Origin of the sequence: Virgibacillus salexigens (assembly GCF_000723585.1) — a bacterium.
In the GTDB taxonomy this organism is placed as follows: Bacteria; Bacillota; Bacilli; order Bacillales; family Amphibacillaceae; genus Virgibacillus; species Virgibacillus salexigens.
This window is the reverse complement of sequence record NZ_CCDP010000001.1, coordinates 2,222,048-2,247,530: the sequence shown is the minus strand read 5'-3', so window position 1 is coordinate 2,247,530 and position 25,483 is coordinate 2,222,048. Positions and strand designations below refer to the sequence as shown.

Annotated in this window: 28 protein-coding genes; 22 read left to right on the top strand and 6 right to left on the bottom strand. The window is 36.1% G+C overall.

Annotation, left to right across the window (positions count from 1 at the left end):
• Positions 1-405 precede the first annotated feature (405 nt).
• On the bottom strand, positions 406-1,029 hold the full coding sequence (lexA, locus tag BN990_RS10650) for a transcriptional repressor LexA (protein WP_021291377.1): 624 nt from the start codon (positions 1,027-1,029) through the stop codon (positions 406-408).
• 283 nt (positions 1,030-1,312) lie between these two features.
• Between lexA and BN990_RS10645 the strand changes: the two genes are divergently transcribed.
• The 9 genes from BN990_RS10645 to BN990_RS10605 all read left to right on the top strand — a co-directional run bounded on the left by BN990_RS10645 (position 1,313) and on the right by BN990_RS10605 (position 7,572).
• Positions 1,313-1,951, top strand: a complete 639-nt coding sequence (locus tag BN990_RS10645; protein WP_038244026.1) for a YneB family resolvase-like protein — start codon at positions 1,313-1,315, stop codon at positions 1,949-1,951.
• A 121-nt stretch (positions 1,952-2,072) separates the two neighbouring features.
• Positions 2,073-2,303 (top strand): DUF896 domain-containing protein, encoded by a 231-nt coding sequence (locus tag BN990_RS10640; protein ID WP_021291374.1) that lies wholly within the window; start codon positions 2,073-2,075, stop codon positions 2,301-2,303.
• A 113-nt stretch (positions 2,304-2,416) separates the two neighbouring features.
• Complete coding sequence (tkt, locus tag BN990_RS10635; protein ID WP_038244023.1) at positions 2,417-4,420, top strand: transketolase; 2,004 nt, start codon at positions 2,417-2,419, stop codon at positions 4,418-4,420.
• A gap of 138 nt (positions 4,421-4,558) precedes the next feature.
• Complete coding sequence (gene sirA, locus BN990_RS10630; protein WP_021291372.1) at positions 4,559-5,017, top strand: sporulation inhibitor of replication protein SirA; 459 nt, start codon at positions 4,559-4,561, stop codon at positions 5,015-5,017.
• Positions 5,018-5,062: 45 nt separating this feature from the next.
• Positions 5,063-5,284 (top strand): YneF family protein, encoded by a 222-nt coding sequence (locus tag BN990_RS10625; RefSeq protein ID WP_021291371.1) that lies wholly within the window; start codon positions 5,063-5,065, stop codon positions 5,282-5,284.
• A gap of 185 nt (positions 5,285-5,469) precedes the next feature.
• Complete coding sequence (locus tag BN990_RS10620) at positions 5,470-6,174, top strand: cytochrome c biogenesis CcdA family protein (protein ID WP_021291370.1); 705 nt, start codon at positions 5,470-5,472, stop codon at positions 6,172-6,174.
• Positions 6,175-6,239: 65 nt separating this feature from the next.
• Positions 6,240-6,668 (top strand): Na(+)/H(+) antiporter subunit B, encoded by a 429-nt coding sequence (locus tag BN990_RS10615; RefSeq protein ID WP_021291369.1) that lies wholly within the window; start codon positions 6,240-6,242, stop codon positions 6,666-6,668.
• Positions 6,669-6,682: 14 nt separating this feature from the next.
• Complete coding sequence (locus BN990_RS10610) at positions 6,683-7,069, top strand: response regulator (RefSeq protein ID WP_021291368.1); 387 nt, start codon at positions 6,683-6,685, stop codon at positions 7,067-7,069.
• A gap of 23 nt (positions 7,070-7,092) precedes the next feature.
• Positions 7,093-7,572, top strand: coding sequence for a CcdC family protein (locus tag BN990_RS10605; RefSeq protein ID WP_021291367.1), 480 nt, complete (start codon positions 7,093-7,095; stop codon positions 7,570-7,572).
• A 26-nt stretch (positions 7,573-7,598) separates the two neighbouring features.
• On the opposite strand, the gene BN990_RS10600 is transcribed toward BN990_RS10605, so the two are convergent.
• Complete coding sequence (locus tag BN990_RS10600) at positions 7,599-8,072, bottom strand: DUF2621 family protein (protein ID WP_021291366.1); 474 nt, start codon at positions 8,070-8,072, stop codon at positions 7,599-7,601.
• Positions 8,073-8,324: 252 nt separating this feature from the next.
• Here BN990_RS10600 and BN990_RS10595 point away from each other — a divergent pair, with 252 nt between their 5' ends.
• From BN990_RS10595 to BN990_RS10570, 7 genes are all read left to right on the top strand, one after another.
• Complete coding sequence (locus tag BN990_RS10595) at positions 8,325-9,446, top strand: ATP-binding protein (protein WP_021291365.1); 1,122 nt, start codon at positions 8,325-8,327, stop codon at positions 9,444-9,446.
• A gap of 238 nt (positions 9,447-9,684) precedes the next feature.
• On the top strand, positions 9,685-12,396 hold the full coding sequence (gene acnA, locus BN990_RS10590; protein ID WP_021291364.1) for an aconitate hydratase AcnA: 2,712 nt from the start codon (positions 9,685-9,687) through the stop codon (positions 12,394-12,396).
• A gap of 197 nt (positions 12,397-12,593) precedes the next feature.
• Positions 12,594-13,190, top strand: a complete 597-nt coding sequence (locus BN990_RS10585; protein ID WP_021291363.1) for a TlpA family protein disulfide reductase — start codon at positions 12,594-12,596, stop codon at positions 13,188-13,190.
• Positions 13,191-13,246: 56 nt separating this feature from the next.
• The gene (locus tag BN990_RS23380; protein ID WP_074436678.1) at positions 13,247-13,390 is read left to right on the top strand and encodes an FbpB family small basic protein; all 144 of its coding nucleotides are present in this window, start codon (positions 13,247-13,249) and stop codon (positions 13,388-13,390) included.
• 113 nt (positions 13,391-13,503) lie between these two features.
• A complete protein-coding gene (gene tlp, locus BN990_RS10580; protein WP_021291362.1) occupies positions 13,504-13,731 on the top strand; it encodes a small acid-soluble spore protein Tlp in 228 nt (75 codons plus the stop codon).
• 109 nt (positions 13,732-13,840) lie between these two features.
• Positions 13,841-14,263 (top strand): acyl-CoA thioesterase, encoded by a 423-nt coding sequence (locus BN990_RS10575; RefSeq protein ID WP_038244020.1) that lies wholly within the window; start codon positions 13,841-13,843, stop codon positions 14,261-14,263.
• A gap of 2 nt (positions 14,264-14,265) precedes the next feature.
• The gene (locus BN990_RS10570; RefSeq protein WP_021291360.1) at positions 14,266-14,568 is read left to right on the top strand and encodes a hypothetical protein; all 303 of its coding nucleotides are present in this window, start codon (positions 14,266-14,268) and stop codon (positions 14,566-14,568) included.
• Positions 14,569-14,604: 36 nt separating this feature from the next.
• Here the strand turns inward: BN990_RS10570 and BN990_RS10565 are convergent, their stop codons facing one another.
• The 4 genes from BN990_RS10565 to plsY form a co-directional block, all read right to left on the bottom strand.
• Positions 14,605-14,904: a HesB/YadR/YfhF family protein gene (locus BN990_RS10565; RefSeq protein ID WP_021291359.1), complete on the bottom strand. Its 300-nt coding sequence runs from the start codon at positions 14,902-14,904 to the stop codon at positions 14,605-14,607.
• Between the two features lie 31 nt (positions 14,905-14,935).
• Entirely contained in the window at positions 14,936-15,160 is a 225-nt protein-coding gene (gene yidD, locus BN990_RS10560) for a membrane protein insertion efficiency factor YidD (RefSeq protein WP_038244018.1), read from the bottom strand.
• A 17-nt stretch (positions 15,161-15,177) separates the two neighbouring features.
• The gene (gene folE2 / locus BN990_RS10555; RefSeq protein ID WP_038244015.1) at positions 15,178-16,104 is read right to left on the bottom strand and encodes a GTP cyclohydrolase FolE2; all 927 of its coding nucleotides are present in this window, start codon (positions 16,102-16,104) and stop codon (positions 15,178-15,180) included.
• A 77-nt stretch (positions 16,105-16,181) separates the two neighbouring features.
• Positions 16,182-16,763 (bottom strand): glycerol-3-phosphate 1-O-acyltransferase PlsY, encoded by a 582-nt coding sequence (gene plsY / locus BN990_RS10550; RefSeq protein ID WP_021291357.1) that lies wholly within the window; start codon positions 16,761-16,763, stop codon positions 16,182-16,184.
• Between the two features lie 209 nt (positions 16,764-16,972).
• Here plsY and BN990_RS10545 point away from each other — a divergent pair, with 209 nt between their 5' ends.
• The 6 genes from BN990_RS10545 to BN990_RS10520 all read left to right on the top strand — a co-directional run bounded on the left by BN990_RS10545 (position 16,973) and on the right by BN990_RS10520 (position 25,460).
• A complete protein-coding gene (locus BN990_RS10545) occupies positions 16,973-18,040 on the top strand; it encodes an ABC transporter ATP-binding protein (RefSeq protein ID WP_038244012.1) in 1,068 nt (355 codons plus the stop codon).
• Entirely contained in the window at positions 18,037-19,566 is a 1,530-nt protein-coding gene (locus tag BN990_RS10540) for an ABC transporter permease/substrate-binding protein (RefSeq protein WP_021291355.1), read from the top strand. Before BN990_RS10545 ends, BN990_RS10540 begins: the two co-directional genes overlap by 4 nt.
• A gap of 13 nt (positions 19,567-19,579) precedes the next feature.
• A complete protein-coding gene (locus tag BN990_RS10535; RefSeq protein ID WP_021291354.1) occupies positions 19,580-19,996 on the top strand; it encodes a CoA-binding protein in 417 nt (138 codons plus the stop codon).
• Between the two features lie 237 nt (positions 19,997-20,233).
• Positions 20,234-22,198, top strand: a complete 1,965-nt coding sequence (gene parE / locus BN990_RS10530) for a DNA topoisomerase IV subunit B (RefSeq protein ID WP_021291353.1) — start codon at positions 20,234-20,236, stop codon at positions 22,196-22,198.
• Between the two features lie 26 nt (positions 22,199-22,224).
• Positions 22,225-24,675 (top strand): DNA topoisomerase IV subunit A, encoded by a 2,451-nt coding sequence (gene parC, locus BN990_RS10525; protein WP_021291352.1) that lies wholly within the window; start codon positions 22,225-22,227, stop codon positions 24,673-24,675.
• A 164-nt stretch (positions 24,676-24,839) separates the two neighbouring features.
• Positions 24,840-25,460, top strand: a complete 621-nt coding sequence (locus BN990_RS10520) for a TetR/AcrR family transcriptional regulator (RefSeq protein WP_031335546.1) — start codon at positions 24,840-24,842, stop codon at positions 25,458-25,460.
• The last annotated feature ends 23 nt before the right edge of the window (positions 25,461-25,483 follow it).

Sequence of the window (25,483 nt, the reverse complement as noted above, 5' to 3'; positions counted from 1 at the left end):
CAAGCAACGAGAAGCTGAAATGGCTTGTGTCTTATGTCAAAAGTTTGTTTTACTAGAAAAGATGACGTAAATCCATAGAATACAAGGTTTTGGTAATTGAAAATAAGGTAACTGTCTAGGAAGTATTTGGCTCATTTATGGGTAATAGAGGAGAAACTAGCGAAGATGACCAGCCCGTAATAGGCATTCATATAAGGGAAATATGTAAAACAGCTGTTAGGAAAAAGGCAGTTGTCTTAATTAATACCTTCAATGATAATAGCTTGTAGGTCGGACATGGACCGACAAGCAATAGTTTGTCTTTCATAAACAGCTCTCCTATACTTGGTCTTCCTTATTTGAAGATGCGGTTTTTGTTTACCACTTGATTACTGTTGTAGCAAAAAAACTGCCAAGCGGCAGTTTTTAATGAATAGTACGATATAATCCAATTACCTTCCCTAGGATGGTAACATTATCATAAATTAATGGTTCCATCATTGCATTTTCAGGTTGGAGACGTATGTGGTCTTTTTCTTTAAAGAATCGTTTCACAGTTGCTTCATCTTCATCTGTCATCGCAACAACAATATCACTATTTTGTGCTGTGTTTTGCTGCTTAACAATAACCATATCCCCATCTAAAATTCCCGCTTCAATCATACTTTCACCTTCAATCACCAATACAAATAAATTATCTTCTGGATTGGCACTAGTAGTTGGAAGCGGAATAAATTCTTCAATATTTTCTACCGCTGTTATCGGTAATCCAGCCGTAACTTTACCAATAACTGGGGCATACCTCGCTTCCTCTCTAGGAATTTGACTATCGTCTGAAAGATCAATCACTTCAATTGCTCGTGGTTTCGTAGGGTCTCTGCGAATATACCCCTTACTTTCTATTCTTGATAAATGTCCATGAACAGTTGAACTAGATGCTAGACCAACAGCTTCAGCGATTTCACGGACAGAAGGCGGATATCCTTTTTTCGTTACTTCATCTTTAATATAATCAAGTATCATTTGTTGTCTTTTTGATAGTTTGGTCATGCATTGATCACCTCGCGCATAGAATTAATTATTACTAGTTTACCATCGGGTAATTCTAAATGCAAACGTTCGTTCGAAAAATCGGTTGACAAGATCATATGTTCGTGTAATACTATAAACAGGAAAACGAACAACTGTTCTAAATGATGAGGAGGGATTTTTGCAATGTTTCAGAAACTGACAAAAACAGACGCATTTTACCTCATAGCCTTTGCACTAACTTTAGGTTTCTTATATTATTCTATTATTACAAGTTAAGGAATTTGGATAGGAGATTGGTATTTTGCGCGCCATTATATACTGTAGAGTAAGTACAGATAAAAAGGAACAAGAAACATCATTAGCAAGACAAAAAGATGAGTTATTAGAATTGGCTGCAAGCCATCAGTTTACAGTGGTAACTTGTATTCAGAAACAAGAAAGTGGATATAAAGTAGATCGTGAAGGTATATTTGAGATACTTGAATTAATTTCTGATGGGAAGGCAGATTGCTTACTTATTCAAGATGAAACTCGTTTAGGAAGGGGAAACACCAAGATTGCGCTTTTCCATCATTTACATAAATTAGAGATACCTATCTATACCTCTTATCATGAAGGAAAACTGGAATTATCCGAGGCGGATTCAATGGTATTACAAATTGTTGGGATTGTAGAAGAATACCAACGTAAAATACATAATGCAAAAATAAAAAGAGGGATGAATAAAGCAATTCAAGATGGCTATGATCCAACTAAAAATCTAGCTAACCAAAATAAAGCCCCAGGAAGAGAAAGAAAAACATTCCCAATAGAAGAGGTAGTACGATTAAGACAAAATAACTTAACCTTCAAAGAAATAGCCACAACTTTAAATGGTTTAGGTTATTCTGTATCCAAGGCAACGGTTCATCGCAGGTACCAAGAGTTTCAAAATACTTGAATATATGATAGGGTATAGGTAAGATATAAAGGCAAGAGCAACGTTTGTGTTCTTGCCTTTTTATGTTGAACAACACTAAGAATTCGGAAGTCACTGATAAACTCTAATGGAGGTTATATATATGCTTTCTAAAGAAAAAATCGAACGTATTAATGCGTTAGCAAAAAAGGCAAAAGCTGATGGGCTAACCGATAAGGAGAAGAAGGAACAACAAACATTACGCCAAGAGTACTTAAAAAATGTACGAAGTTCCTTCAAAAACCAATTTAAATCAATGAAGGTGGTAGATCCAAAAGGGAACGATGTAACACCTCAAAAAGTAAAGGATATGCAAAAAAAAGATAAAGAATAAAAATAAAGGAAAAGAAAAACAAATTAACGAAAATGTTGTTTTTGCTTGTGGCAACTAATGTTTCGTTATAAAATGATAAGAGTACAATGATGAAAAAGTGGAAGGGGTTTATTATGTCGAATACTATTGAGCAACAATCTATTAATACAATTCGTACGTTGTCGATTGATGCTATTGAAAATGCTAATTCTGGTCATCCAGGTTTGCCAATGGGTGCAGCACCTATGGCTTATACACTTTGGACTGATTTTATGAATCATAATCCGAAGCATTCTAAGTGGTTCAATCGCGACCGCTTTGTTCTTTCAGCTGGACATGGTTCAATGCTGCTTTATAGTCTGTTGCACTTATCAGGGTATAATGTAACCATTGATGATCTGAAAGGCTTCCGTCAATGGGGATCTAAAACTCCTGGGCACCCGGAGGTACATCATACGGATGGGGTAGAAGCGACAACAGGTCCACTTGGACAAGGTATTGCAATGTCTGTTGGAATGGCAATGGCTGAAGCGCATCTTTCAGCGAAATTCAATAAAGACAACTTCAACATTGTTGATCACTACACCTATGCTATTGTAAGTGACGGTGATTTGATGGAAGGTATTTCCCATGAGGCTGCTTCCTTAGCAGGCCATTTAGGATTAGGGAAATTAATTGCCTTATATGATTCGAATGATATCTCACTTGATGGTGATTTAGATCGTTCTTTCTCTGATAATACAGAAGAGCGTTTCAAAGCTTATGGATGGCAAGTCTTAACAGTAAAAGATGGAAATGATCTAGATGCTATACGAAATGCCATCAAATTAGCTCAAGAAAATACAGAACAGCCTACTTTGATTGAAGTGAAAACCATTATTGGATATGGTTCACCGAATAAATCAGCATCAGCTGCATCTCATGGCGCACCATTAGGTGGAGATGAAGTAAAATTAACAAAAGAATTCTATAAATGGACCCATGATGAGTTTCATGTCCCTGAGGAAGTTTATGAAGATTTTAATGAAAAAATTGTAAAAGATGGTGCTGAAGCGGAAGCATCATGGAACAAGTTATTGGATTCTTACAAGGAAACATATCCGGAACTTGCACAAGAATTTGAATTAGCATTAAAAGGTGATTTACCAGCAGGATGGGAAAAAGAATTACCAGTATTTGAACCAGAGCAGGATACATTAGCTACTCGTGCTTCATCTGGGAAAGTACTTAATGCCATTGCTGATACAGTTCCAAACTTCTTTGGCGGCAGTGCTGATTTAGCAGGTTCAAATAAGACGACGATTAATGAAGAAAATGATTTCTCACGTAATCATTATGCAGGAAGGAATATTTGGTTTGGTGTCCGTGAACATGCTATGGGCGCTGCATTAAATGGAATGGCATTGCATGGTGGATTGAATGTTTATGCTGGTACATTCTTTGTATTTAGTGATTATTTACGACCTGCAGTACGACTATCTTCTATTATGAATATGCCAGTAACCTATGTATTCACTCATGATTCGATCGCAGTTGGTGAAGACGGTCCAACACACGAACCAATTGAACAATTAGCTTCATTACGAGCAATGCCAGGTCTATCGCTAATCAGACCAGCAGATGGGAATGAAACTCAAGCTGCTTGGCGCTTAGCATTAGAATCAACTGATACGCCAACAGCGCTTGTATTAAGCAGACAAAATCTTCCTACTTTAGAAGGAACGAAAGACAATGCATATGAAGGTGTAAAACAAGGAGCATATGTTATAAGTGACGCTGAAAAAGCGACACCAGATGCAATCTTAATTGCAACAGGCTCTGAAGTTCAATTAGCAATTAAATCTCAAGCTGCATTAAAAGAAAAAGGTATGGATGTACGAGTTGTAAGCATGCCATCTTGGGACCGTTTTAATTCTCAAGATGATACGTATAAGCAAAAGATCCTTCCTGCAGAAGTGAAGAACCGTGTTGCAATCGAAATGGCTTCTCCATTTGGCTGGGAACGTTTCGTAGGTGAACATGGAAAAGTAATTGGTATTGATACATTTGGCGCTTCTGCTAAAGGAGAAAAAGTAATAGAAGAATATGGATTTACTGTAGATAATGTTGTTAAACAGGTAGAATCTTACGTAGATTAATGCATATATAAAGATGGTCTATATTGTTTAGACCATCTTTTTTTGGCTTCGACAAAAGAAGTGGTTTTTTGTAATACAAACTGACAGATTTTTAAATTAGAATACGTAATAATAGTTTTTATAGAGGAGGAAAAGACTATGTATACGTATTCTATATTTTGGATAAAAGAAGAAGTAGCTACCCATTACTTCCATAAAAGTGGCATCTTATATCGATTCTTCAAAGATTATCAAACAGATCCAGAAAGAGAGGATTTATCTAAACAGTTTAAATTTATTACGTATGAATTTAATGAAAATGTAGTCATTGATTACCTCAAAAAAAATGAAACATTTACTATGATGAAGCAAGATAACCATCATACTTTAAAAATATATAACAAAGAAACCTATATTTCTTTACATATGAGTGAAAAACAATTAAAATTTCGTTGTAAAACATTACAGGATGCAGAAGCGTTGCTTTTCCCGATGTTACGCCAATTTCAGCCATTACTCTTCATCGTTGGAGATAATATTCAAAATTTTGGTTGGATAGCACCACTTCTGAGATACAGTAAAACAGGAAGGGAACAAGTATTGTATTCTTTTCTTTGATTTACTATACTGTATAGGAGACAACACGAAGGAGGAAAGCTTTACATGGACACGATTTGGGTCGTACTAATTGCTATAGCAGCATTAATTGCTGGTGTTGCTCTTGGATTTTTCATTGCGAGAAAATATATGATGAGCTATTTAAAAAAGAATCCGCCAATTAATGAGCAAATGCTTCGTACGTTAATGATGCAAATGGGGCAAAAGCCATCACAAAAGAAAATTAATCAAATGATGCGTGCAATGAACAATCAATCAGGAAAATAGGCACTTATTGATATACTTAGAAGCGTTCATAGCGTCAAATATACCCCTTACTTTTGTAACTCTATGAAGTAAGGGGTATTCTATTGAAAAAAATAATGAATTTTTGGTTTATTGTCAAATATAAATAACGTAAGCAGGCTTGTCATTTGATACAATGGACACATCAAAATAGAAGGAGGGGGACAATGTCTGAAATAAATATATTTATTGCCTTTGGAGCAGGATTTCTCTCTTTTATCTCTCCTTGTGTATTACCGCTTTATCCAGCTTTTCTTTCTTATATAACAGGGATGAGTGTAAGTGAATTAAAAGATGATAATAAAATGCTTAACGTCAGAAGTATCTTACATACACTGTTCTTTCTATTAGGTTTTTCTGCAGTGTTTATTATGATGGGCTTTGTAAGCTCCAGCTTTTCGCAATTCTTATTAATGTATCAGGATATTATTCGGCAAATAGGTGCAATCCTAATTATCTTTTTCGGACTAGTAATTATTGGTGTATTAAATTTTGATTTTTTGATGAAAAATAAAAAAATCACTTTTAAAAATCGGCCTGCCGGGTTTGCTGGTTCCTTTTTAATTGGGTTAGCGTTTTCATTAGGGTGGACACCTTGTACTGGTCCTATATTAGGAATTGTACTATCGTTAGCAGCTACTAATCCGGATACGGGTATGCTCATGATGATCAGTTATATCTTAGGTTTTTCTGTACCTTTCTTTCTTTTGTCTTTCTTTATTGGTCGACTTACTTGGATCAAGAAACATAGCTCAAACCTAGTAAAGATTGGTGGTTATATTATGATTTTTATGGGGGTTGCTCTCTTCTTTGATTGGATGACCGCTTTAACTTCCTATTTGGCTGGATTATTTGGCTTTACTGGTTTCTAATGGATTTTCTTTTATTTTTATATTAAAATAAATAATATATACGCTATAAAAAGGGGCAACACACTATGTACAAAACGAACGATCTTATCCTACGCACCACTACATCTCTAATTGCCTTTATATTACTAGGATTTGCTGTTTATTTACTGCTTGCTGGTCATAATTCTCCGGGCGGTGGATTTGTAGGTGGTTTAATGACATCAGGTGCCATCCTACTAATGAATATGTCTTATGGGTTTGACGTTGTTAAGAAAGTATTACCAATTAATTTTACAAAATTAATTCCAATAGGGCTTGCTATTGCTGTTGGTACTGGAGTAGGATCTTTCCTATTTGATGTTCCATTTCTATCACAAACATTTGATTACTTTCACTTTCCTATTTTTGGGGAGATAGAATTAGCAACGGCAATGATCTTTGATGTAGGAGTTTATTTAACCGTCGTGGGTGTTATGATGACAATTATCTTAACGATAGCCAATGATAAGAAATAGTAGGAGGGAAGGCGATGAGCAAGATTTTAGTTGTGGATGATGCTAAATTTATGCGAACAACCCTTTCTACCTTATTGAAGCATAAACAACATGAAATAATTGGGGAAGCAGAAAATGGAGAAGAAGCGATCAGTCTCTATCAAGAATTGCGACCAGACTTAGTACTGATGGATATAACTATGCCAGTCATGAACGGCATAGACGCCATTAAAGCAATTATGAATATGGATGAAAACGCAATTATTATTGTGTGCTCTGCAATGGGTCAACAAAAGGTTGTCGTTGAAGCGATAGAATCGGGTGCCAGAGACTTTATTATGAAGCCTTTTGATGAGAATCGTGTAATTGATACAGTCAATCGCGTGCTGAATTTACAGGATGAATCCATGACGAGTAATTAGGCAATAGAAAGAGTGATTACATAATGTTTTGGTTCATTGCAACGACAGTAGGTGCTGCTATTATGGCGGTATCTATGATTTTTATACGGCTAAAAGCTGCTAAGAAACCTGCTTCCGTAAAGAAAATTATTCTACCTCCATTTTTTATGAGTACAGGTGCGCTAATGTTTTTGTTTCCCGTATTTCAAATAAGCTGGTATCAGGTAGTTGAAGCAATTGCAGTTGGAATGATTTGTTCTATCTTTTTAATAAAAACATCCAAGTTTGAAATAAGGGATCAAGATATCTATTTAATCCCTTCAAAATCGTTTATTTTTATTCTATGTGGTCTACTTATTTTTCGAATTGCTGTTAAAGTTGCGATTGGAAGCCATATATCAGTTGGAGAAACGAGCGGAATGTTTTTCATGTTAGCTTTCGGAATGATTGTAACTTGGAGGCTGGCTATGCTTTATAAATATCTACAACTGGAGAAGCAGTTAAATATGAAAATAAATTCATAAAAAGCGCCAGGATAATCCTGGCGCTTTTATTTGCGATAATTGGTTTCCCAGTTATTTTGGTAATCTTCCTTCGATTGAAGAAAAAATTGCTCATAAGGGGCAGTATCAATGTTCTTCTGTGCTAATTTCTTTCGTAAGAACTTATGGTCACGCTTAGGAGTTGCAATGATATAGCCTTCAATTAATGTTTCTTGATTAATCACTTGCTGATTCTTCATAAGCGCAACTTCTCCAATTTTACTAGCTATTTTATGTCGAGCTACATCACGGAATAATTCCGGAACCGGAGCTACTAATTCTTCTAATAAATCTTTCTCCTTTTCATTCCACATATCCTTTGTTTTATTAACATAGTATTCCTCCCAATCCATCGTTGATTTACCATCTTTTTTTGGGAGTTTTTTAAGAAATTTTCGGAACATGAAAAAACCACCGATTGTCATAAGCCCAATCATCAAAAAGCACCAGATAATTATTAAATAATCAACAATAACCGACATAATTTCACCTTATTCTTCTATTTTTTCCCAAAAATTCGCAGGAATGTGACAAAATTTTTAATTATTTAATTTATTTTTTTGATCACTTATAGTAAGATTACTAATAATTGGATGTTTAGTTATGTACGTAGATAATATTATTATAAGTTGAAAAAGCTTTACAAACAAGTGTCATACTATCAAAGATTACATCATATCATAGTCTGTAGAAGAAAGGAATTGTTGAAATTTGCGAATAAAGGGGGAAAAATGATGGGGTACGATAACCGAATGAGGGATGATAAGGAGACTATCCATATTGCTGAAACAGAACCAACGCAGCTGAATAACCCACAATTATCCTCACTGCCTTCATTTATGCTTGCATGGGTTGAAAATAATAGTCATGATATCATTCTAGTTTTGGATGCATTAGGGAGGCTTACTTATGTTTCTAAAACAGTCGAATCGATCCTTGGATACCACCCATCTGATTTAGTGGGAAAGTTATGGCATGAGTTGATTTCTGCTGAAGACGCAAGTTATATGAAAGACAATTTTGATGAAACACATACTCAGACGCAAAGTTTTACAATGAACGTAGTAAATAGGGATGGAAAGTATATTTGGTCTGAGTGTTCTGCTGCAAAAATCGTAGATCAGGAGAATGGTAGAACTTATTATTTAGCCACAATTGCCGATATTCGTGATAAAAAAGAGGTAGAGGAGATGATGATTCGATCTGAAAAGATGTCAGTTGCTGGTCAACTAGCAGCTGGGATTGCTCATGAAATCAGAAATCCGCTAACTTCGCTAAAGGGGTTTTTACAATTACTGCAGGCTGGTGTAAAACGTAAAGAAGAATACTATAACATTATGATAGAAGAAATAGAAAAGATGGAAACCATCACTTCAGAGCTGCTTTTCATTTCAAAGCCGTTAACAGATAATAAGAAAATGGAATCCATAGCTGCGATGATTCACGATGTCGTTGTCTTATTGCAACCCCAGGCAAAAATGAAGAATATTGAAATTGAATATACGATATCTAAGAAAGAACAGATATTCTGTGATCGATCACAAGTAAAACAAGTACTTATAAATTTAGTGAAAAATGCAATTGAAGCTATGGATGATGGTGGGAAGATTCGGCTAATTACACATTCCACAGATACCCATGTAGAGATTAATATTGTTGATGAAGGTCCGGGCATTCCAGAAGAGATTATACATAAATTAGGAGAACCTTTTTTTACAACAAAACAAAGCGGTACTGGTCTGGGTATCATGATTACAAAACAAATATTAGAAAGACATCATGCATTTCTTGAGATTAAAGCGAATGAACAAATGGGTAGTACATTTCGCATCCTTTTTCCTGTGATTATGAATTAATATAAGTTTCCTTGATAATAAGTTATGAGGAGATGCAGAATTATGTATAAGTAATACTTATCGCATCTCATAAATTATTGCTATAGGGATTAAAGGGTTAATGGTTTGTTTTATGTTGCCATATCCTTTAATATAGAAGAAGTGAGTAAGAGTTTTTTGATTTTTATAGTTTCAAAGATAGTGATAGTATCGCCGATTGTTACAATTTGCGACAACGTATGATGAAAGGGGTACAAACATGGGGAAGAGTAATTCATTTAATGCGAAAAAGCAATTTGAACTCAATGGAAAAACTTACAATTATTATCAACTGAAAACATTGGAAGAAGCTGGATTAGGGGAAATTGGACGTCTGCCATTTTCAGTCCGCGTCCTTTTAGAATCCCTTGTTCGCCAGCAAGATGGGCATCAAATTAAAGAAGAACATATTGAAAAACTAACCAAATGGGGTAGCAAAGAGGGAGATGGAGTAGATGTACCATTTAAACCATCTCGTGTTATCTTACAAGACTTTACTGGCGTACCAGCCGTAGTTGATTTAGCTTCGTTACGAAAAGCAATGGTTGATATGGGTGGCGAACCGAATGAGATTAATCCAGAGGTTCCAGTAGACTTGGTTATTGACCATTCTGTACAAGTTGATCAATATGGTACAAAAAATGCACTTAAAGCAAATATGGATTTAGAATTTGAACGAAACGCAGAACGATATGAATTCTTGAATTGGGCGCAAAAAGCATTTGACAATTATCGTGCTGTTCCACCTGCAACTGGTATCGTGCATCAAGTAAATCTAGAGTATATTGCCAATGTAGTTCACGGATTGGAGAATGAGAACGGGGAATATGATGCTTTTCCAGATACACTTGTGGGAACGGATTCACACACTACGATGATTAACGGCCTTGGAGTACTTGGCTGGGGTGTTGGAGGAATTGAAGCTGAAGCAGGTATGCTCGGACAGCCTTCTTATTTCCCTGCACCAGAAGTTATTGGTGTTAAGTTTACTGGGAGCTTCCCAAATGGAACGACTGCTACAGACTTAGCATTGAAGGTAACCCAAGTACTTCGCGAAAAGAATGTGGTAGGTAAATTTGTCGAATATTTCGGTCCTGGATTAAAAGATATGCCACTTGCAGACCGAGCAACGATATCAAATATGGCGCCAGAGTATGGAGCAACTTGCGGATTCTTCCCTGTAGATGAAGAATCATTAAATTATCTTCGGTTAACTGGTAGAAGTGAAGATCAAATTAATCTAGTAGAGAAGTATTGTAAATTAAACAACCTATGGTATTCTTCTGAAGAAAAAGATCCTGAGTATACAGAGTTAGTAGAGATTAATTTATCAGAACTCGAACCAAATTTATCTGGTCCAAAGCGACCTCAGGACTTAATTGCACTATCTAACATGAAAAAAGAGTTTAATAAAGCAGTTACTGCACCTTCTGGAAACCAAGGCTTCGGTCTTGATAAATCAGAATTTAAGAAAGAAGCAGTAGTTGAGCATCCGAATGGTAATTCTTCGGTTATGAAAACAGGTGCATTAGCAATTGCAGCTATTACTTCATGTACAAACACGTCCAATCCGTATGTAATGCTTGGAGCAGGTTTGCTTGCAAAAAATGCGGTAGAAAAAGGATTATTGGTTCCTGATTATGTGAAAACCTCACTAGCACCAGGTTCAAAGGTAGTTACCCGTTATTTAGAAGATGCAGGATTAATGCCGTATTTAGATAAATTAGGTTTTAACTTAGTTGGGTACGGTTGTACAACTTGTATTGGTAACTCCGGACCTTTACGTGAGGAAATCGAGCAAGCAATTATGGATAACGACCTGACAGTGTCATCTGTTCTATCAGGAAACCGTAACTTTGAAGGAAGGATCCATCCATTGGTGAAAGCAAACTATTTGGCCTCTCCTCCTTTAGTTGTGGCTTACGCACTTGCAGGTACAGTTGATATTGACCTTACGAAGGATGCGTTGGGCACAGATAAAGACGGAAAGCCTGTTCATATGAATGAGATCTGGCCAACAATGGATGAGATTAAAGAACAAGTGGAGAAAGTGGTTCAACCAGAAATTTTCCGTAAAGAATATGAAGATGTATTTAGCTCGAATGAGCGTTGGAATGAAATTGATACAACAGATGAACCATTGTTTGATTGGGACAGTGAATCTACCTATATTCAAAATCCACCGTTCTTTGAAGGACTGGCAAAGAATGCTGATTCTGTAAAGCCATTAGAAAATTTACGTGCAATTGGTAAGTTTGGTGATTCAGTAACAACAGACCATATCTCTCCAGCGGGTGCAATTGCTAAAGATATGCCAGCAGGAAAATTCTTACAAGATAAAGGTGTTTCTCCACGTAACTTTAACTCCTATGGCTCTCGTAGAGGAAATCATGAAGTTATGATGCGTGGTACTTTTGCAAACATCCGAATTCGTAATTTACTTGCACCAGGAACAGAAGGTGGCTATACAACGTATTGGCCAACAGAAGAAATCATGCCTATTTATGATGCAGCGATGAAGTATCAACAAGATGGTACAGGTCTCATCGTTATTGGTGGAAAAGACTATGGTATGGGATCTTCACGTGACTGGGCAGCTAAAGGAACAAATCTTTTAGGTATTAAAACGGTTATCGCTGAAAGCTTTGAACGAATTCACCGTTCCAACTTAGTAATGATGGGTGTACTGCCATTACAATTTGAAAATGGGGAAAGCGCAGATAAGCTAGGTCTAACAGGTAAAGAATCATTTACTGTTGATATTGATGAAAATGTGAAACCACATGATCTTGTTAAAATTACTGCCGTAGATGAAGATGGTCAAACAACGGTATTCAATGCTGTTGCACGTTTTGATAGTGAGGTAGAGGTTGACTACTATCGTCATGGTGGTATTTTACAAATGGTTCTACGTAATAAGTTAGAAGTATAGAAATATATATCTGGAAAAAAGTCTCTGTTGAGTCATACTCACAGAGACTTTTTTGTAGAATGAAAATAGCAGGAAAACATGACTATTTTTCGAAAGTTAATGTAGTGAGCTTTACAAAGCATTGATTTTTCCATACTATTTGAATTAGCATTTATATATCTGAATAGAGGTATTATTAAAAGCAAGGAGTCCTTCATATGTATAAAAAGATATTTGGAGTTGTAGTAATTGTAGTATTGGCTGGTATTGTTCTCTTTAACTATATAGAGCAACAAAATCAAACCGCATCAGACGAATCCAATGCGTATAATGATAGTGGTGATTCAGAAACACAGGGAGGCTCGATTTCTTCGGTGGATGAAGAAAACATGCTAAAAGTAGGTAATACTGCTCCTGATTTTACATTAGAAACATTAAATGGAGAAACACTGCAACTGTCTGAATTACGTGGTAAAAAAGTAATCTTAAACTTTTGGGCAACCTGGTGTCCACCTTGCCGTGAAGAAATGCCTGCTATGGAAAAATTTTATAATGATCATCAAGAAGAAGTAGAGATTGTAGCTGTTAATTTAACAGATTCTGAAAAAAAGGAAGAAGATGTACATACGTATAATGAGAAATATAAATATTCGTATCCAATTCCATTGGATCGGAAGTCCGATGCTCGTAACGCTTACCAAGTAGTAACTGTTCCTACCACTTATTTTATTGATAGTGAAGGCAATATTCAGCAGATTAAGCCTGGCCCAATGGATTATGAATTTATGGAAGATACGGTTAATTCATTTAATTAACACGTATAGATTGTTAAAGAATTGGAAATGCTTCTTTTAAAAAGGAGTGAGTAGCCATTTCTTTAAAGAAAAAACGAACATTTGATGAACTGGTAAAAGAGAATAGACAACAGATTTTAAAAGATAGGTATTTATTAGATCGAATTGAAGATCAGTTGGAACGCAAACGAAAATCGAACCAACAAAAAGAAGCACAATAATTAGTTAACCGTTACCAAAAGGGAGCGGTTATTTTTTTGTGGAAGTTTTTTCTAGGTATAATGAACAGCATACTTGAAAAAATAGGAGCAGATAATTGAAAGGAGTGAAACAAATGGCCGAAGATAAGTACCGAGCAAAGCCGGATGATCGTAGTGATAATGAAGAAAAATTGCAAGACATGGTTCAGAATACAATTCAAAATATAGAAGAAGCACATGAAACCATGCAATTTTCATCAGGTGAAGAGAAAGAAGCAATAGAAGCAAAGAATAAACGGAGAGAACAAGCGATAGAAGGAATGAGAGAAGAAATCAAAGACGAACATCGAGATAATCAATAACTTGATTCCCGAATGCAGCATGCATTCGGGTTTTTTGAGTCTTTCTAAATTACGATCTTCTCCATTTATGTTAAGCTAATTAGGGAGAACGACTACGGGAGGAAATATCGTGCAAAAAGTAAAGACACCAATTGAAGTAAGATATCAAGAAACAGATCAAATGGGAGTAGTCTATCATGCAAATTATTTAGTTTGGTTTGAGATAGGCAGAACAAAACTGATTGAAAGTCTTGGATTTCAATATACAGATATGGAAAAGCATGACATTGTTTCTCCTGTTACCAATGCGAATGTTCAATTTAAAAAACCTATTCGTTATGGCGAAAAAGTTTGTATAGAAACATGGTTGGAAGCTTACAATGGCATTCGAACCACATACAGCTACTGTATACGAAACGAAAAAGATGAAATAGCGGTAAGTGGAACTACTGAGCATGTAATTGTTAAGAAAGATTCATTTCGCCCTTTATCTTTAAGAAAAACTTTTCCAGCTTGGCATCAAGCATATATGAAACAACTCAAAGGAGAATAAATATGGCATTTGGAATCAATCGCCAGGAACTAAGGAATTGGAAAAAACAAGTAGAAGCTGGAGAAATTGCTTTTTTAACGCATTACTGGTTGGATGAGCGATTTCCTGATTGTACAACCGTAACAAAGGTGGGGTGTCAGGATATACATAAATTACAGGCGTGGGGCAGAAATTATCATCTGTCACCACAATGGATTGATCAAAAGGACAATTACCCACATTTCGATTTATTTGGAGAGAAACAGCGTTTTATCTTAAATAAAGAACAACAGTGGGAACAAATAAATCGGTTTCAATTATATTAAAAAGAGCTTGTTTCAAGCTCTTTTTAATATATAGGCTTATTTAGTTTGAATGTATTTCATTTCTGGTTCGTATTGCTTATGATTAAGATTAATTTTAAGGTCTTTATCATCGAAATACCAAGCATCTTTTCCTTCTATAAAGAATGTAATCCCTTCTACTTCCGTAGAAGTATGCATATCAACGGGCTGTTCCTTGCTTACCCCTAATGAAAACCCAGGCACATTTCCTCCAATACCGCCATATCTCACGAAAAAGCGCATATGAGATTCATCTTCCTCGATATCAAATTCTTTTTTATACCATTTTGCAGCTTCTTTGCTAATTTGTATGTTCATGAAAAACAGCTCCTTTATGACTGGAAGTACCTTATTTCTTTTTTTCTTCTGGTACGTAGTCTACACCACCGCGATGAAAAGGATGGCATTTACTGATTCGTATTATTGTCAAGTAACTTCCTTTAAAAAAACCAAATCGCCGATAAGCTTCTAAACCATACTCAGAGCAAGTCGGATAAAATCGGCAAGTAGGAGGCTTAAAAGGACTAATCGCCGAACGATAAAATTTTATTAAGCCAATGAAAATATACTTCATATTTACCCTTCTTTTTATCATTCATTATCTTTATCGTAGGTAACAGAAGCCACTGCATCATGCATATGAATCGATTCTTCATTTTGACAAGTTACTTTGAACTGTCTAATTTCTGAGACCTCATATAGATCAGCAGCAACTAATCGTACCATATCTTCCACAAACCGGGGGTTTTCATAAGCTTGTTCTGTTACCATTTTTTCATCGGTACGTTTCAGAATAGGGTGCAGCCTTGCACTTGCGTTACTCTCAGCAGCTTCCAGTAAGATTTCTTTCCAGTCGGATGTTGTTTCATCAAAATCTTCAATAATCTTCACATCCATCGTTACATTGCCTCGCTGATTATGTGCACTGTATTCACTTATTTCTTTAGAACAAGGACAAAGTGTTGTAATAGAAACAGATAAAGATAAACGAATATCATAACCTTGCTGCTTGTCGTAGTTTACGCTAATCGAAACATCGGCATGGTTTAGTCCCGCAAGTTGTGTGTCTGGAGCATTGCGCTCATAAAACCAAGTATAATCGACTCTTAAAGACGCATCTTGCTGGTCCAAACGTTCAGCTAACTCTTTTGTAAAGGTTTTTAATGTCGTTAGATCAGTGGAAAACCCTTGTCGATGATACTTAGCTAATTGTTCATTAAATCGACTCATATTGGTTCCTTTATTGGAATGGCTTAAGCTAGAACTAAAAGTAAACTCACCGATACTTGTTTGAACAGTTGGTGCTATTGAACTATATATCGTAATTGGATGTTTAACTTTCGTAATTCCGACGGCATCCAAATCAAACAAAAAGTCTTTTTTTGTATTCTGTAAATCTGCCATATGAACTTTATCAACAGGTTTTGATCTTGGGACCGGCATTACAGAACCAAATAATTTATGACGTTGTGCTTTGCTAGGTAATTTTTTCTGTGGGAATGTTTTTGTGTTTTCCATAACATCGTCCCCTTTCTCTTCAATAATAAAAGTATACTTTACCGCATTTTAAGATTCAATTTTCTGGCTTGGTGCTCCTACATCCATGTGATTTTTGGTTCTGTTTTGTTTTTAATTCGCTTTAAGTTATCCCAATGCCGATAAATGACAAAAATAGTTAGTACCGTAATAACAATAAAAAGTCCGATATTATGAAAGAAAATCGAAGCAATAATTGAAACGACTCCAGTAATGATGGATGAAAGTGAAACATATTTTGACAAATACAGACTAATAATAAAAGTTAAGATCATAATTAAAAACAATAATGGGTTAATACCAAGTATAATCCCGCCGGAAGTGGCAACGGCTTTACCGCCTTTGAATTTAGCAAAAATAGGATACGTATGGCCTAATACAGCAAATAGCCCGATGACAAGCCGATAAACATCCGCATCCATGAAGAGAGGGATTAGAGTTGCTACTGTACCTTTTAATATATCGGCTAAAGTCACAATTATTCCAGCCTTGATTCCAAGTACACGAAAGGTATTGGTTGCTCCTAAATTCCCACTTCCATGCAACCGAATGTCTTTATTATAACCAACTTTTCCAACTATAAGTGCAGAAGGAATGGATCCTAATAAGTAAGCAATAATAGCAAAAATAATATATTCCATATGCATTCCTACTTTCCCAATTATGATAATTTATCAACGATATGTGAATCAATCTCTGTTTAAAACTATAAAAAATAGGCTTTTCTTATTTTAGCATGAAGTCAAGGTTTTAAGAACCATAATTTCAAATATGTTTGGAATCGTTTCATTGTGGGAAATCACTATAATGCTCTATGATAGTGTTAAAAGGAGAGGCTAAGGAGGAAGTTATGATTGAATTTAATCATGTGAAGAAAAAATATCCAGATGGAACCGAAGCGATTAAAGACATTTCTTTTCGGGTAGATAAAGGAGAAATGGTAACCCTGATTGGACCAAGTGGTTGTGGGAAAACAACGACGATGAAAATGGTAAATCGATTAATTGAACCAACATCGGGGGAGATATACATAAACGATCAGAGGATTAATGGTTTTAATATTCATGAACTTCGCTGGAATATTGGTTATGTACTTCAAGAAATTGCACTTTTTCCACATATGACAATTGAAGAGAACATTGCAGTTGTTCCTGAGATGAAAAAATGGAAACAAAAGGATATACAAAAACGCACGAGTGAATTATTGGATATGGTAGGACTTGAACCAAGTACCTTTAAAAAACGGATGCCTAGAGAATTATCAGGTGGTCAACAACAACGAATCGGTGTAATTAGAGCATTGGCAGCTGACCCAGATATTATTTTGATGGACGAGCCCTTTAGTGCATTAGATCCTATCAGCAGAGAACAATTACAGCAGGATATTCAATCATTACAGAAAGAGATTAAAAAGACAATTCTGTTTGTTACACATGATATTGATGAGGCAATGGCTTTAGGGGATAGGGTATGCTTAATGAAGGGTGGAGAAATTGTCCAATTTGATAAACCACAAGATTTAATTCTTCAACCTCAAACTCAATTTGTTCAAACATTTATAGGAGAACGAAAATCGCCATGGCAAACAGCGGTAGATGTGATAGCCGATCAGACACAGCAATTTGTGATATCGAAATCTGTATTTGAAAAAGGCGAATGCAATGAAATGACTACTTATATCGTACGTGATGAAAATAACATGTATGAGGGAATTGTACAAAATGGATCTTTCATAGAAGGTGTTACGTTAGAAAATAATCTCCCTCTTTATAAAGCAGTCGAAATAATTGAAGCTTCAGAGCAAACAATCTACCCAGTGATCAAATCAAGTAAGCTCGTGGGTGTGATTCGCTATCGAGACATTGTTGCGTACTTAAAGAGTAAGACCACTATGGAAAATGGGGTGGTCCAATCATGAGTGATTTTATTACGGTATTCCAAAATCGACAAGGTATGTTGTTGGAGACCATTTGGGAACATTTACAGATATCGTTGATTTCTTTAATTATTGCGATTATCATCGCTGTACCGTTGGGGCTCATGTTAACAAGGTATCCAAAAATAGCGGAACCCATGATAGGCGTATCTGCTGTTTTACAAACGATACCAAGTCTTGCTGTGTTGGCCTTCCTTATACCCTTTTTTGGGATTGGTACATTACCAGCAATTATAGCTTTAACAGCTTATGGACTATTACCTATTCTACGAAATAGCTATACTGGAATTAAAGAAGTCGATCCAGCACTAAAAGAGGCTGCTACTGGAATGGGAATGAACTCACTCAAGCGGTTAACAAAAGTAGAGTTACCAATAGCAATGCCTGTTATCATGGCTGGGATACGTACATCAATGGTTCTAATTGTAGGCACCACCACTTTGGCTGCATTAATTGGTGCTGGGGGACTAGGCGAACTTATCTTACTTGGACTGGATCGAGGGGCAGATGTTAATTTAATACTTCTAGGTGCTATTCCAGCGGCATTATTAGCAATTATTCTTGATTTTATTCTAAGAGGTTTCGAACGTATATCTAGAAGAGCAGGATTTAAATCATTTATTTCCATGCTTATTATCGCTGTTTTAATTGTTGTTTCCCCATTAATTTTTAATAATTCAAAGCAAGCGGATCTAGTTATTGGGGGGAAATTAGGTGCCGAGCCAGCAATATTAATCAATATGTATAAATTATTAATTGAAGAAGAAACCGATTTAAATGTGAAATTAGAACCAGGTCTAGGGAAAACTGCTTTTGTATTTGATGCACTTCAGCAAGGAAGCATCGATATCTTTCCAGAGTTCACAGGCACTGCAATCGTAACGCATTTAGAAGAACAAGCAGAAAGTAATGAAGCGAGTGAAGTGTATACACAGGCAAAAAAAGGAATGGATGATCAATATGATATGGCGTACTTAAAGCCAATGGCTTTTAACAATACCTATGCGGTTGCAACTACGAAAGACTTAGCAGATCAGTATCAATTAAAAACCATTGGTGATTTAAAACAAATCGAAGACCAAATAACAGCTGGATTTACATTAGAATTTAAAGACAGATATGATGGTTATGTAGGAATGCAAGATGTATATCAATTAGATATTGCAAATGTACGGACAATGGACCCTGGGTTAAGACAAGATGCGCTAACAACAGGAGATGTTGACATCATTGATGCTTATGCGACTGATAGTTATATGGTAGAATTAGACTTAGTTTCCTTGGACGACCCTGAAAATCTATTTCCGCCTTATCAGGGGGCACCGCTTATGCGTAATGAAACACTTGAGAAGTACCCTGAATTAGAAGAAATCTTAAATCAACTTGCTGGAAAAATTACCGATAATGAAATGAGACAGATGAATTACCAAGTAGACTATGAAGATCAAACACCACATGAAGTAGCAAAACAATACCTTCAGGAACAAGGTTTACTTGATAAAGAATAGAGGGGTGTGTATAATGGTTTGGGAAAATCCATCAAATGAAACTCTAAAGGATATACTAACGAATGCCAGGACAATTGCTGTCGTTGGTTTATCTAATAATCCGGGTCGGACTTCTTATCAAATAGCTAAAATAATGCAGCAGCAGGGATACCGGATTATTCCAGTAAATCCGACTGTAGAGGAAGTATTAGGAGAAACATCATATGCTTCCTTAACAGAGGTGCCAGATAAGATTGATATTATAAACGTTTTCCGAAGACCGGAATTCTTACCGGAGATTGCAAACGAAGCTGCACAAACCAATTGTAAAGTCTTTTGGGCACAACAAGGAATTATTAATCAAGAAGCGTTTGATTTTTTGAAACAGCGAGATTTTACAGTAGTTATGGATCTCTGCATTAAAGTAGTCCATGCAGTACTAGTAAAATAATGATCTGTACACAAGGATGGCAACTGATTGTCATCCTTTTCGCATTACCATGCGGAATATCAATGAAAGTTAAACTTATGTGTAGTATACTTAGGTACATGTTTATGGTTAATGTTGACAAATAGCGTTGAAAAAGTAATAAAATAGGATAGTAACGCCTTTGATGAAACTTTACACAAACAAACATTCGTTCTATTATAGAATATACAAGAGAGCGTAGAAGGGAGCAGGTATGGAGTGACGCAACAACCCATTCAATATAGCGATGACTCGATACAAGTACTTGAAGGTCTGGAAGCTGTCAGAAAAAGACCTGGTATGTATATAGGAAGTACAGATCTTAGAGGGCTTCATCATCTCGTTTTTGAAATCGTTGATAATGCTGTAGATGAGGCCTTAGCTGGTTATGGAGAGGTTATAAAAGTTACCATACATAAGGATAATAGTATTTCTGTTGCGGATAATGGACGAGGTATACCTACTGGTATGCATCGGACAGGAAAACCTACACCAGAGGTGATTTTCACTGTGCTGCATGCTGGTGGGAAATTTGGTCAAGGTGGCTATAAGACAAGTGGTGGATTACATGGGGTTGGGGCTTCTGTAGTTAACGCTCTTTCAGAGTGGCTGGAAGTTACCATTCATCGAGATGGCCACACGTATTTTCAGCGATTTGAGAATGGTGGTAAGCCAGTAGGTTCTTTAGAAAAACAAGGGGCTACGAAAAAGAAAGGTTCGATTATACACTTTAAACCAGATCCAGCTATTTTTAATTCCATTATATATGATTTTGAAACATTATCCGAACGGTTAAGAGAAGCCGCTTTTCTTTTAAAAGGTTTAAAAATACAGTTAACTGACTTAAGAAAAAATCAAACGGAAGAATATCAATTTCCTGATGGCTTAAAAGCATTTGTTCATTACTTAAATGAAGAGAAAGATACGCTGCACCAGGTTGTATCGTTTGAAGGAGAGCAACAAGGTATCGAAGTTGATTTTGCTTTCCAATTTAACGACGGATTTGCAGAAAATATGTTGTCATTTGTTAACCATGTACGAACAAAAGATGGAGGAACCCATGAATCTGGAGCACGCACAGCGATTACGAGAACGTTTAATGATTACGCGAAACGTGCTGGATTAGTAAAAGAAAAAGATAAGAATTTGGAAGGAACGGATATAAGGGAAGGCTTTACTTCGATTGTCTCTGTACGTGTACCTGAAGAAAAGTTGCAATTTGAAGGGCAAACCAAAGGGAAATTAGGATCACCTGAAGCGAGGTCCGCTGTTGATGCCATTGTTTCCGAAAAACTATCGTACTTTCTTGAAGAAAACCCGGATATATCCGGTCAATTAATTAAAAAAGCGATAAAAGCGAAAGAAGCAAGAGAAGCAGCTCGAAAAGCAAGAGAAGATGCTCGAACAGGGAAGAAAAAGAGACGAAAAGATACATTGTTAAGCGGGAAGCTTACTCCAGCTCAATCTAAAAACCCAAAACGAAATGAATTGTATCTAGTAGAAGGGGATTCAGCTGGCGGCTCTGCGAAACAGGGTAGAGATCGAAAGTTTCAAGCCGTTCTACCATTACGAGGAAAAGTAATAAATACAGAAAAAGCGAAACTGCAGGATGTATTCAAAAATGAAGAGATTTCTACGATTATCCATACCATCGGTGCTGGAGTCGGAGGAGATTTTGATTTAGAAGATGTACAATATGACAAAATTATTATCATGACTGACGCTGACACAGATGGTGCCCATATTCAAGTCTTGCTGCTAACATTCTTCTATCGTTATATGCGAACATTGGTTGAAGCAGGTAAGATTTATATTGCTCTTCCACCTCTATATAAAATCTCCAAAGGAAAAGGGAAGAAAGAAAAGGTCGTTTATGCTTGGGATGAAGAGGAAATGAAGCAAGCGATCCAAACGTTTAAAAATGGATATACTATCCAACGCTATAAAGGACTCGGTGAGATGAATGCGGATCAATTATGGGAGACTACTATGAATCCTGAATCGAGGACACTTATCCGCGTTACGATTGACGATTTAGCTCGAGCAGAACGAAGAGTTACCACGTTAATGGGAGATAAAGTAGAACCGCGAAGAAAATGGATTGAAGGCAATGTTGAATTTGGTTTAGACGACGAAAGTAATATATTAGAAAATGAGAGAATCCATACAGAAGAGCAACAATAAAATATCAATTTTTAGGGGGGGTTGGATTGTCACAACCAGAAGCTTATTTAGACCTTCCATTAGAAGAAGTCATTGGCGATCGTTTTGGAAGGTATAGTAAATATATTATTCAGGATAGAGCATTACCAGATGCGAGAGATGGGTTGAAACCTGTCCAGCGTAGAATCCTTTACGCTATGCATGAAGAAAAAAATACACATGATAAAAATTTTCGAAAATCGGCTAAAACAGTAGGTACCGTAATTGGTAATTATCATCCACACGGTGATTCGTCTGTTTATGATGCAATGGTTCGTTTAAGTCAGGATTGGAAAGTTCGTAATGTTTTAGTAGAAATGCATGGGAACAATGGAAGTATTGATGGAGACCCTCCTGCTGCCATGCGTTACACGGAAGCAAGGCTGTCAAGTATTTCATCTGAATTATTACGGGATATTGAAAAAGATACAGTGGATTTTATTCCGAACTTTGATGATACGATTCAAGAGCCAGTTGTACTCCCAGCTAAATTCCCTAATTTACTTGTGAATGGTTCAACTGGAATTTCATCTGGTTATGCCACAGACATTCCGCCACATAATTTACAAGAAGTTTTGGATGCAGTCATTCTTAAGATTGATAAGCCTTCTGTAACAACAGAAGAGCTAATGAATGTTATCAAAGGACCAGATTTTCCTACGGGCGGAATCATTCAAGGTGTTGAAGGAATTAAAAAGGCATACGAAACAGGCCGTGGCAAAATAATTGTACGAGGAAAGACTAAGATAGAAGAAATACGAGGCAATCGTCAACAAATTGTAATTGACGAAATCCCATATGAAGTAAATAAAGCAAATATGGTTAAGAAAATGGACGAGCTTCGTATTGATAGGAAGGTAGAAGGCATTGCAGAAGTACGTGATGAAACAGATCGTACTGGCCTGCGCGTTGTCATCGAACTTAAAAAGGATGTAAATAGTGAAGGTGTTTTAAACTATTTATTTAAAAATACAGATTTACAAATCACCTATCATTTTAATATGGTTGCTATACAAGATAAAACACCAAAATTGCTCTCTTTAAATCAAATACTAGATGCATATATAGCACATCAAAAAGAAGTAGTTACTCGTCAAACCAAATATGACTTAACAAAGGCGAGAGATCGTGCGCATATTGTTGAAGGGTTAATGAAGGCAATCTCTATCTTGGATGAAGTCATTTCTACGATACGTTCCTCAAAGGATAAGCAAGATGCAAAGCAGCAATTAATTACTAACTTTACATTCTCTGAGGCTCAAGCAGAAGCAATTGTTATGTTACAGTTGTATCGTTTAACAAATACGGATATTACATCTCTACAGGAAGAAGCAGAGACACTCCGAAAACGAATTCGAGAGTTAGAGAACATTTTACAAAATGAGAAAATACTACTACAAACAATCAAGAAAGATCTAAGAAAAATAAGAAAAACGTTTGCCACATCTCGTTTAACCGAGATTGAAGATGAAATTGAAGAATTGAAGATTGATATCGAGGTTATGGTGGCAAGTGAGGACGTATTACTTTCTGTAACAAGAGATGGTTATATAAAAAGAACGAGTTTACGATCCTATAGTGCTTCGAATGGCGAAGATTTTGCAATGAAAGAAGACGATCATTTAGTTCGTTTAATTGAGCTAAATACGACAGATAAAATTCTGTTATTTACCAATAAAGGGAAGTATATTTATTTACCGGTGCATGAATTGCCAGATATTCGTTGGAAAGATATAGGGCAGCATATTTCCAATATTGTATCCATTGAAAAAAATGAACGGATTATTGAGTGTATTCCCGTTCGAGATTTTAAAGAAGAAAACTATTTACTTTTCTTTACGAAAAATGGAATGGTAAAAAGAAGTCAGCTAAAGCTTTATGATGCCCAACGATACTCGAAGGCATTAATTGCATTAAACTTAAAGGGTGATGACGAAGTCGTCAATGTACATCGTACTTCAGGCTATTCAGATGTGTTTATTGCCTCGGATAAAGGATATGGCTTGTGGTATCACGAAGGGGATATATCATTAGTCGGCCAACGGGCTGCTGGTGTAAAAGCAATTCAATTAAAGCAAGGTGAGCACGTTGTAAATGGACAAGTATTTGATGATTTATCGGAGCCTTCTCTTGTAGTGCTTACACAGCGGGGTGCATGTAAACGAATGAAACTGCAGGAGTTTGAGAAATCAACTCGTGCAAAACGAGGCGTTGTTATGCTTCGTGAACTCAAAACAAAAGCCCATCGGATTCGAGGATTTTTCTTAGCAAATGAACACGATACGATTAACTTTCAAACGAAAAATGGTGAAATACATCATGTTTATCCATTAGAGCTATCGAATAGTGATCGATACAGTAATGGTTCGTTTATTGTTGATACAGATACACAAGGTGAAGTAATTCAGGTATGGAAGCATGCGCAGTACCAAAAACCTTTTGAAGAAAAAGAAGAATAAAAGTTAGCTTCTGTTAACTGCCTGTAGAGAACGGATAGTTGGTTTCTCTACAGGTTTTTTTGTATGATTGTGTGAATACCATTCTGACATCCTTTATAACTAGTAATAACACTTTAAATTTTCAGGTAACTATGGTATGTTAAAAAAGAAATACAGGGGGAGGGATTGAAACGGAATTACGAGATAAAATTATACAAACGTCCTTATTACTTTTTGAAAAATACGGTTATCATGGAGTAACAGTAAACCAAATTGTAGAAGATGTAGGTACATCAAAAGGGGGATTTTATCACCACTTCTCGTCAAAAGATGAATTACTTTACCTTATTCATGATACATTCATTACCTATGTTTTGGATAAGGCAATGCAAGCAAATAATATGTATCAATCGCCAACTAACAAATTACAAGCTATCATTAAGGATTTTGTAAAGGTATTTGATATTTACAAACCACAAATCTCAGTCTTTTATCAAGAGAACATCTATTTAAAGCAAACATATGAATCGTTAATAAAAGAGAAACGCGACCGCTTTAAACAGCTTATCTTTCAAACCATTCAGGAGGGAAAGGCCAATGGGGAATTTCGCCAGGATTTACCTGTTGAAATAACTGGTATGGCAATATTAGGAATGGTGAATTGGACATATAAATGGTATCAACAAACTGGCAAATACTCCATTGAAGAAATTAGCGACATTTTCGTCGACTTGATTCTACATGCGATTCTCCAACAAGACATTAATAGCCATGCGTATGAATCAATATTAGTTGATAAAGGGTAATTTAGTTGAGTTACAGACCAACC

What these genes read in the sequence shown, in the direction of transcription:
- folE2 (WP_038244015.1), bottom strand. Translation starts at nt 16,104, where the DNA reads ATGGAAAACACAAAAACATTCCCACAGAAAAAATTACCTAGCAAAGCA.
- BN990_RS10620 (WP_021291370.1), top strand. Translation starts at nt 5,470, where the DNA reads ATGTCTGAAATAAATATATTTATTGCCTTTGGAGCAGGATTTCTCTCT.
- BN990_RS10545 (WP_038244012.1), top strand. Translation starts at nt 16,973, where the DNA reads ATGATTGAATTTAATCATGTGAAGAAAAAATATCCAGATGGAACCGAA.
- yidD (WP_038244018.1), bottom strand. Translation starts at nt 15,160, where the DNA reads ATGAAGTATATTTTCATTGGCTTAATAAAATTTTATCGTTCGGCGATT.
- acnA (WP_021291364.1), top strand. Translation starts at nt 9,685, where the DNA reads ATGGGGAAGAGTAATTCATTTAATGCGAAAAAGCAATTTGAACTCAAT.
- BN990_RS10640 (WP_021291374.1), top strand. Translation starts at nt 2,073, where the DNA reads ATGCTTTCTAAAGAAAAAATCGAACGTATTAATGCGTTAGCAAAAAAG.
- tlp (WP_021291362.1), top strand. Translation starts at nt 13,504, where the DNA reads ATGGCCGAAGATAAGTACCGAGCAAAGCCGGATGATCGTAGTGATAAT.
- BN990_RS10540 (WP_021291355.1), top strand. Translation starts at nt 18,037, where the DNA reads ATGAGTGATTTTATTACGGTATTCCAAAATCGACAAGGTATGTTGTTG.
- BN990_RS10570 (WP_021291360.1), top strand. Translation starts at nt 14,266, where the DNA reads ATGGCATTTGGAATCAATCGCCAGGAACTAAGGAATTGGAAAAAACAA.
- sirA (WP_021291372.1), top strand. Translation starts at nt 4,559, where the DNA reads ATGTATACGTATTCTATATTTTGGATAAAAGAAGAAGTAGCTACCCAT.
- BN990_RS10565 (WP_021291359.1), bottom strand. Translation starts at nt 14,904, where the DNA reads ATGAACATACAAATTAGCAAAGAAGCTGCAAAATGGTATAAAAAAGAA.
- BN990_RS10595 (WP_021291365.1), top strand. Translation starts at nt 8,325, where the DNA reads ATGGGGTACGATAACCGAATGAGGGATGATAAGGAGACTATCCATATT.
- lexA (WP_021291377.1), bottom strand. Translation starts at nt 1,029, where the DNA reads ATGACCAAACTATCAAAAAGACAACAAATGATACTTGATTATATTAAA.
- BN990_RS10605 (WP_021291367.1), top strand. Translation starts at nt 7,093, where the DNA reads ATGTTTTGGTTCATTGCAACGACAGTAGGTGCTGCTATTATGGCGGTA.
- BN990_RS10600 (WP_021291366.1), bottom strand. Translation starts at nt 8,072, where the DNA reads ATGTCGGTTATTGTTGATTATTTAATAATTATCTGGTGCTTTTTGATG.
- BN990_RS10535 (WP_021291354.1), top strand. Translation starts at nt 19,580, where the DNA reads ATGGTTTGGGAAAATCCATCAAATGAAACTCTAAAGGATATACTAACG.
- plsY (WP_021291357.1), bottom strand. Translation starts at nt 16,763, where the DNA reads ATGGAATATATTATTTTTGCTATTATTGCTTACTTATTAGGATCCATT.
- BN990_RS10610 (WP_021291368.1), top strand. Translation starts at nt 6,683, where the DNA reads ATGAGCAAGATTTTAGTTGTGGATGATGCTAAATTTATGCGAACAACC.
- tkt (WP_038244023.1), top strand. Translation starts at nt 2,417, where the DNA reads ATGTCGAATACTATTGAGCAACAATCTATTAATACAATTCGTACGTTG.
- BN990_RS10625 (WP_021291371.1), top strand. Translation starts at nt 5,063, where the DNA reads ATGGACACGATTTGGGTCGTACTAATTGCTATAGCAGCATTAATTGCT.
- BN990_RS10615 (WP_021291369.1), top strand. Translation starts at nt 6,240, where the DNA reads ATGTACAAAACGAACGATCTTATCCTACGCACCACTACATCTCTAATT.
- BN990_RS10585 (WP_021291363.1), top strand. Translation starts at nt 12,594, where the DNA reads ATGTATAAAAAGATATTTGGAGTTGTAGTAATTGTAGTATTGGCTGGT.